This is a genomic window from Nocardioides sp. P5_C9_2, from assembly GCF_054049555.1.
In genome coordinates, this window is the sequence record NZ_JBFUMD010000200.1 from 1 (window position 1) to 6,355 (window position 6,355).

At 71.7% G+C, this 6,355-nt stretch carries 10 protein-coding genes; 9 read left to right on the forward strand and 1 reads right to left on the reverse strand.

Going from position 1 to position 6,355, the window contains the following annotated elements:
- Window position 1: 1 nt before the first annotated feature.
- Genes ACXJKL_RS11475 through paaE form a run of 4 tightly spaced genes read left to right on the forward strand, consistent with a single transcriptional unit; the run spans window position 2 to window position 2,434 of the window.
- The gene (locus ACXJKL_RS11475) at window positions 2-112 is read left to right on the forward strand and encodes a hypothetical protein (RefSeq protein ID WP_457207186.1); all 111 of its coding nucleotides are present in this window, start codon (window positions 2-4) and stop codon (window positions 110-112) included.
- Window positions 109-870, forward strand: a complete 762-nt coding sequence (gene paaC / locus ACXJKL_RS11480) for a 1,2-phenylacetyl-CoA epoxidase subunit PaaC (protein WP_457207177.1) — start codon at window positions 109-111, stop codon at window positions 868-870. Before ACXJKL_RS11475 ends, paaC begins: the two co-directional genes overlap by 4 nt.
- Window positions 867-1,379, forward strand: a complete 513-nt coding sequence (gene paaD / locus ACXJKL_RS11485) for a 1,2-phenylacetyl-CoA epoxidase subunit PaaD (RefSeq protein WP_457207178.1) — start codon at window positions 867-869, stop codon at window positions 1,377-1,379. Before paaC ends, paaD begins: the two co-directional genes overlap by 4 nt.
- Window positions 1,379-2,434: a 1,2-phenylacetyl-CoA epoxidase subunit PaaE gene (gene paaE / locus ACXJKL_RS11490; RefSeq protein ID WP_457207179.1), complete on the forward strand. Its 1,056-nt coding sequence runs from the start codon at window positions 1,379-1,381 to the stop codon at window positions 2,432-2,434. Before paaD ends, paaE begins: the two co-directional genes overlap by 1 nt.
- A 25-nt stretch (window positions 2,435-2,459) precedes the next feature.
- On the opposite strand, the gene ACXJKL_RS11495 is transcribed toward paaE, so the two are convergent.
- Window positions 2,460-3,053 carry a DUF3043 domain-containing protein gene (locus tag ACXJKL_RS11495; protein WP_457207180.1) on the reverse strand — a complete coding sequence of 198 codons (594 nt, stop codon included), beginning with the start codon at window positions 3,051-3,053 and terminating at the stop codon, window positions 2,460-2,462.
- A gap of 135 nt (window positions 3,054-3,188) precedes the next feature.
- On the opposite strand from ACXJKL_RS11495, the gene ACXJKL_RS11500 reads away from it, so the two are divergent.
- The 5 genes from ACXJKL_RS11500 to ACXJKL_RS11520 are packed head-to-tail and all read left to right on the forward strand — an operon-like array spanning window position 3,189 to window position 5,985.
- Window positions 3,189-3,986 carry a PspA/IM30 family protein gene (locus tag ACXJKL_RS11500; protein WP_457207181.1) on the forward strand — a complete coding sequence of 266 codons (798 nt, stop codon included), beginning with the start codon at window positions 3,189-3,191 and terminating at the stop codon, window positions 3,984-3,986.
- Window positions 3,983-4,261 carry a PspA-associated protein PspAA gene (gene pspAA, locus ACXJKL_RS11505; RefSeq protein ID WP_457207182.1) on the forward strand — a complete coding sequence of 93 codons (279 nt, stop codon included), beginning with the start codon at window positions 3,983-3,985 and terminating at the stop codon, window positions 4,259-4,261. Before ACXJKL_RS11500 ends, pspAA begins: the two co-directional genes overlap by 4 nt.
- A gap of 19 nt (window positions 4,262-4,280) precedes the next feature.
- On the forward strand, window positions 4,281-5,192 hold the full coding sequence (htpX, locus tag ACXJKL_RS11510; protein ID WP_457207183.1) for a zinc metalloprotease HtpX: 912 nt from the start codon (window positions 4,281-4,283) through the stop codon (window positions 5,190-5,192).
- Complete coding sequence (gene pspAB / locus ACXJKL_RS11515; protein WP_457207184.1) at window positions 5,192-5,761, forward strand: PspA-associated protein PspAB; 570 nt, start codon at window positions 5,192-5,194, stop codon at window positions 5,759-5,761. Before htpX ends, pspAB begins: the two co-directional genes overlap by 1 nt.
- The gene (locus ACXJKL_RS11520) at window positions 5,758-5,985 is read left to right on the forward strand and encodes a histidine kinase dimerization/phospho-acceptor domain-containing protein (RefSeq protein ID WP_457207185.1); all 228 of its coding nucleotides are present in this window, start codon (window positions 5,758-5,760) and stop codon (window positions 5,983-5,985) included. Before pspAB ends, ACXJKL_RS11520 begins: the two co-directional genes overlap by 4 nt.
- Window positions 5,986-6,355: the final 370 nt, after the last annotated feature.

Here is a 6,355-nt window from a genome sequence, read left to right on the forward strand (position 1 = left end):
GATCACCGCCTCCAGCCCCGAGGAGCGCGACGCGTTCTTCGACCCGGCCGCCGACAAGATCTACCGCCACCCGACGTTCTACGACGTCCCGGAGGGGGTCGAGCACCTGTGACCACCCCACCGATCGCCCACGTCGACTACGTCCTCGGCCTCGCCGACGACGCGCTCGTCTCCGCCCAGCGCATGGGCTGGTGGATCAGCCGCGCGCCGCAGCTCGAGGAGGACCTCGCGCTGGCCAACATCGGCCTCGACCTGCTCGGCCAGGCCCGGGCGCTGCTGGCCCACGCCGGCGAGCTGGAGGGGGAGGGACGCGACGAGGACGACCTCGCCTACTGGCGTGACGAGCGGGACTTCCGCAACGTCAAGCTCGTCGAGCGTCCCCAGGAGGACTTCGGCGTCGCCATGGCCCGCCTCCTCGTGCTCTCCACCTGGCAGGGCGAGCTGTACGCCGCGCTGCAGCGCAGCACCGATCCCGTCCTGGCCGCCGTGGCGGCCAAGGCCTCCAAGGAGGTCGCCTACCACCAGGACCACGCCAGCCGGTGGGTGCTGCGCCTCGGCGACGGCACGAGCGAGTCCCACGCCCGGATGCAGGCGGCGCTGGACGCCGAGTGGCCCTGGGTCGCGGAGCTCTTCGACGACGCGCACCTCGACCCGGCGCTGGTCGCCGCGGGCGTGGCGGTGGACCCGTCGAGCCTGCGCGAGCCGGTCCTGCGGCGTCTCGGCGACGTCGTACGGTCGGCGACGCTCGAGGTGCCCGACGTGCCGGCGCGGGTCCCGGGGGGCCGTGCCGGCCTGCACACCGAGCACCTCGGCCGGATGCTGGCCGAGATGCAGCACCTGACCCGCTCGCACCCGGGGGCGACGTGGTGACCGGCGCCGGAGACGTCGACACCGTCCGCGACACCCGGGCCTGGCGCGTCGCTGCCCGCGTGCTCGACCCCGAGCTCCCCGTCGTCACCATCGAGGACCTCGGGATCCTCCGCGACGTCACCGAGGACGACCAGGGACGCGTCCACGTGCAGGTCACGCCGACGTACTCCGGCTGCCCGGCGATGGAGACGATCCGCACCGACCTGATCGACCGGCTCAGCGAGGAGGGGTACCTCCACGTCACCGTCGAGTTCGTCCTCTCACCCGCGTGGTCGACCGACCAGATCACCGCGCAGGGCCGCGCCCGCCTCGAGGAGTACGGCGTCGCGCCGCCGCCGACCGAGGCCGAGCGCAGCCACGGACCGATCGGCCTGACCCTCTCCGTCCGCTGCCCCCAGTGCGGGTCGCCCGACACGCGCGAGTCCAGCCGCTTCGGCTCCACGGCCTGCAAGTCGCTGTGGGTGTGCCGTGCGTGCCGGGAGCCCTTCGACCACTTCAAGGCCCTCTGATGGACTTCCACACCCTGCGGGTCGCACGCGTCGACCCGCTGACCGACGACGCCGTCGCGATCTCCTTCGAGGTCCCCGACGACCTGCGCGACGAGTACGCGTTCACGCCGGGACAGCACCTGACGATCCGGGGCGACGACGGCGAGCGCCGCAGCTACTCGATCTGCGTGCCCCCGAGCTCCGGCACCCTGCGGATCGGCGTCAAGCGGCTCCCCGGTGGCGCCTTCAGCGACGTCGTGGTGGGCACGCTCGCCCCCGGCGACGAGCTCGACGTGATGACGCCCGCCGGACGGTTCACCCACGTCCCCGAACCGACGGCCGAGAAGACGTACGTCGCGGTGGCCGCCGGATCCGGCATCACCCCGGTGCTGTCGATCGTGGCCGCCCTGCTCGAGGGCGAGCCGGGGTCGTTCGTGACCCTGGTCTATGCCAACCGCACCCACAGGTCGGTGATGTTCCTCGACGAGGTGGCCGGCCTCAAGGACACCTACGGGCCGCGGCTGCAGCTCCTGCACGTGCTGTCCCGCGAGGCGACCGAGGTCGACCTGCTCTCCGGTCGTCTCGACGGCAAGCGGCTGACCCGCATCCTCGACGCGCTGGTGTCACGCGACCGCGTCGACGCGTGGTTCCTGTGCGGCCCGCAGCAGATGGTCGAGGAGCTGGGCGAGTTGCTGACCGGGGCCGGTGTCCCGCGCTCCGCGGTCCACACCGAGCTCTTCCACGCCGAGCCGGTGGAGCGGGCGCCGGTCGCCGCGCTCGCCGAGACCCCCGACGGCGCCGCCGCGGTCACCGTCCGCCTCGACGGCCGGGCCTCGGACTTCGCGCTGCGTCCGGACGGACCCTCGGTCCTGGAGGCGGCCCAGGCGGTGCGCTCCGACGTGCCCTTCGCCTGCAAGGGGGGCGTGTGCGGCACCTGCCGGGCCAAGGTCGTGGAGGGCAGYGTGGCGATGGACGTCAACTACGCCCTCGAGCCCGAGGAGATCGAGCGCGGCTACGTGCTCACCTGCCAGTCGCACCCCACCAGCGCGCGGCTGGTCGTCGACTACGACGCCTGAGTGGGACGCCTCAGCGGGGCGACGCTCAGCGGTAGTGCTCGGGGAGCTTCTGCCCGATCTTGACCTGCGCCTTGGGCATCCGCATGAACTTCATCTGGAGGGCCCGCATCACGGCGTAGTAGGTCGTGCCCTTGAGTGGCTCGTCCGGGAAGCGGCTGACGAGCTGGCGTCGGAGCCGGAACCTGAGCACCAGCATGTCGATGATCACGAGCAGCAGCGTCCCGAACAGGATCGTGTTGCCCACGTTGGCGAGGTAGTCGTTGCCGGAGTAGCCCAGGATCATGGTGAGGATCAGGAGCGGCACCATCAGCTCGATGAACGAGAAGCGCACGTCCACGAAGTCGCGGATGAACCGCCGCACCGGGCCCTTGTCCCGCGGCGGGAGGTAGCGCTCGTCGCCGCTCTTCATGGCCTCGCGGACCCGCGAGCTCGACTCGCCGCGGGCGGCGCGCTGGGCGGCGGCCTGCTCCTTGCGCGTGCGAGGGGTCTTCGCGCGGGCCTTGGCGGCGGCCTCGGCCTCCCGGCGCGACGGCGTGGGCCGCCCCTTGCCGCTCACCTTGGTGTCGGTGGCGTCGGTCTCCACGGAGGAGGTGGACTCGGACTTGCTGCGACGGAACAACGGGGACCCTTTGGCGTGAGTGTGCTGAGAGGCCCAGCCTACCGTCGCCGGCCCCACCTACCTGCGCCTTGGGTTTGGTCCTAGGGTGAAGGCTCATACACGAGGGCGACATCACACGAGAGGGGCCGCACCCCCATGAGTCTCATGAAGCGGATCAGCCTGATCTTCAAGTCCAAGGCCAACCAGGCGCTCGACAAGGCTGAGGACCCGCGCCAGACGCTGGACTACAGCTACCAGCGTCAGCTCGAGCTGCTGAGCAAGGTACGTCGTGGTGTCGCCGACGTCGCCACCAGCCGCAAGCGCGTGGAGCTGCAGATCAACCAGCTCGAGGCGCAGTCGGCCAAGCTGCAGGGCCAGGCCGAGAAGGCCATCGGTGCCGGTCGCGAGGACCTCGCCCGTGAGGCCCTGACCCGCAAGTCGGGGCTCACCTCGCAGATCACCGACCTCAAGGCCCAGCACGCCAACCTCCAGGGCGAGGAGGAGAAGCTGGTGCTGGCGCAGCAGCGGCTCCAGGCCAAGGTCGAGGCCTTCCGCACCCGCAAGGAGACGATCAAGGCCAACTACACCGCTGCGGAGGCCCAGACCCGCATCGGCGAGGCCGTCTCCGGCATCGGCGAGGAGATGGGCGACGTCGGCATGGCCATCCAGCGTGCCGAGGACAAGACGGCCTCGATGCAGGCCCGGGCCGGGGCCATCGACGAGCTGATCGCCTCGGGTGCCCTCGACGACGTCACCGCCACCAACTCCGGCGACGACATCGCACGCGAGCTCGACGCGCTGAGCAGCCAGTCCGACGTCGAGGCCGAGCTCGCCCGCCTCAAGGGTGCCTCGCAGCCGCAGGCCATCGAGGCCGGCGACGACAACGACATCCTCGACGAGTCGTCGACCGCGCAGCCCGTCCAGCGCCCGGTCTCCGAGGGAGGCCAAGCGTGATCGTCCGCATCCTCGGCGAGGGCCAGTACGACGTCCCGGACGACTCGGTGGCGGCGCTCAACGAGCTCGACCGTGCGGTCGAGACCACGGTCGAGGCAGGCGACGAGGCCGAGTTCCGCGCTGCCCTGGCGGCACTGCTGGCCGGAGTCCGCGACCACGGCACGCACCACCCGGACGACTCCCTCGACGAGTCCGACCTCATCCTGCCGCCCGGCGACGCCACCATCGACGAGGTGCGCGAGCTCCTGGCCGACGACGGCCTCATCCCCGGCTGAGGGAGCACGCACCGAACCGATGGCCACCAACCGCTTCATCAAGGACTCGGGCCTGACCGCCCGCATGACCCTGGTCATGTTCTTGCTCGGCGCGCTCTTCGTCGCCCTCGTCGTCGGGATGATGTTCGCCTTCCGGGGCAGCCCGGTCTTCGCCCTCCTGATCGGTGTCGGCGGCATCGGGGTGGCGTTCTACCAGTGGTGGTCCTCCGACAAGGTGGCGATGCGGGCGATGCGCGCCCGCGAGGTGACTCCGCAGGAGGCGCCCGAGCTGCACGGCATGATCGACCGGCTCTGTGCCCTGGCCGACATGCCCAAGCCGCGCGTGGGCATCGCCGACATGGCGCTGCCCAACGCCTTCGCCACCGGGCGCTCGCCCGAGCGGGCGGTCGTCTGCGTCACCACCGGGATCCTGAACACCCTGACCGCCGAGGAGCTCGAGGCCGTGCTGGCCCACGAGCTCAGTCACGTCGCTCACCGCGACGTGCTGGTGATGACCGTCGCCTCATCGGCCGGCATCGCCGCCGGGATGCTGACCCGCGGTGCGCAGTTCGGCGCCCTGGGGCGCCGCAGCAACAGCGGCGGTGCGCCGGCGGTGGTGATCGCGCTCGCGATCAGCCTGGTGGTCTACGCGATCAGCTTCGTGCTGCTGCGGCTCCTGTCGCGCTACCGCGAGCTGTGCGCCGACCGGTCGGGGGCCTACCTGACGATGAACCCGCAGGCCCTGGCCTCGGCGCTGACCAAGATCTCGGGTGGCGCCGACGCGATCCCGCAGAAGGACCTGCGCTCCAGCCGCGCGGTCAGCTCGCTGTTCATCGTCCCGGCGGTGCGCGGGGTCAGCCTCAGGACGCTCACCGCCACCCACCCCTCCCTCGAGCAGCGCCTCGAGCAGCTCGCCCGGATCCAGGCCGAGCTCGGCCGGCCCGGCGCCTGATGCGCTGGCTGGACGCCGTCACCGGCCGCCGTCGCGAGGCGGCCAACGACCTCGACGCACTGTTCCTGGTGCCCAGTGCGGCGATCACCCTGGAGACCGCCGCGGGCTACGTCCCCACCGGCGTCGGGTCGGTCTGCTACCGCTCGGCAGGAGGAGCGGCGTTCGACCGCACCCAGGACGAGATCACCCGGCTGATCGACGACGACCCGGACGCGCCCGACGTCACCGTCTCCCGCGACGAGTTCGGCTTCACCTGGCTGGTCGTGCAGGGCGACCCCACGGACGTCTCCGGCCTGTGCACCGACCTGCACGCGGTCAACACGTTGCTGGAGGAGCAGGGCTTCGCCGGCGGGCTGCTGTGCTCGATGGTCGGCTTCGCGGGGCACGACCGCCGCTTCGGCCTCGTCTACCTCTACAAGCAGGGGACCTTCTACGCCTTCGCCCCGACGGGGCCGCACCAGCGCGACAACCTCACCGAGATCGCCGTACGCGACCAGCTCGCCGCCGAGCTCCCGATGGAGCGGGACCTGCAGCGCTGGCTCGCGTTGTGGAATGCTCCCGGACTGTGACCTCGCGCGACGATCTCGTGGCCTTCTCCCGGAGGGCGCGCCACGACCTCCAGAACCCCTTGGCCGCGGTGACGCTCGCCCTCGAGCTGGCCCAGGACGAGATCGCCACCGGTGGTGACGACGTCGAGGACCTGGTCGGCCGGGCGCTGCGCAGCGCCGAACGCCTCAGCGAGGCGCTGGACACGCTGCCTGCCCGGGCCGCCGAGTGGCCGGTCGAGGACTGATCGACCGAGTCGGTCGCCGGGTTGGTACCGGGCCCTGTCCGGGGCGGTGAGTGAGCCACCTGTCCCGGACGTGGAAGGTGGCTGGGGCACCGCCCCGGCTGGCCGACACGTGTCGCMGTACGACGGGGGTGCGTGAGCCACGTCCCGCGCTCGCGGAATGTKGCTGGTCCACCGCGCGGGGGCGGCAAGGACCGCTCGCGGTGCGCCGCGCCCTTCAGTCGCGGTGCGCCGTGCCCTTCAGTCGCGGTGCGACTTGCCCGGGAGGTCCAGCATCCGCTGCAGCGCGACCAGGGCGTCTCGCTCGGTGTCGGGGTCGACGGTGATCCGGTTGACGACCTGCCCGGCGACGAGCGACTCCATCGCCCACACC

Bases quoted from the DNA above. Each gene is read 5' to 3' on its own strand.
- pspAB (WP_457207184.1), top strand. From the start codon at position 5,192: ATGCGCTGGCTGGACGCCGTCACCGGCCGCCGTCGCGAGGCGGCCAAC.
- ACXJKL_RS11500 (WP_457207181.1), top strand. From the start codon at position 3,189: ATGAGTCTCATGAAGCGGATCAGCCTGATCTTCAAGTCCAAGGCCAAC.
- htpX (WP_457207183.1), top strand. From the start codon at position 4,281: ATGGCCACCAACCGCTTCATCAAGGACTCGGGCCTGACCGCCCGCATG.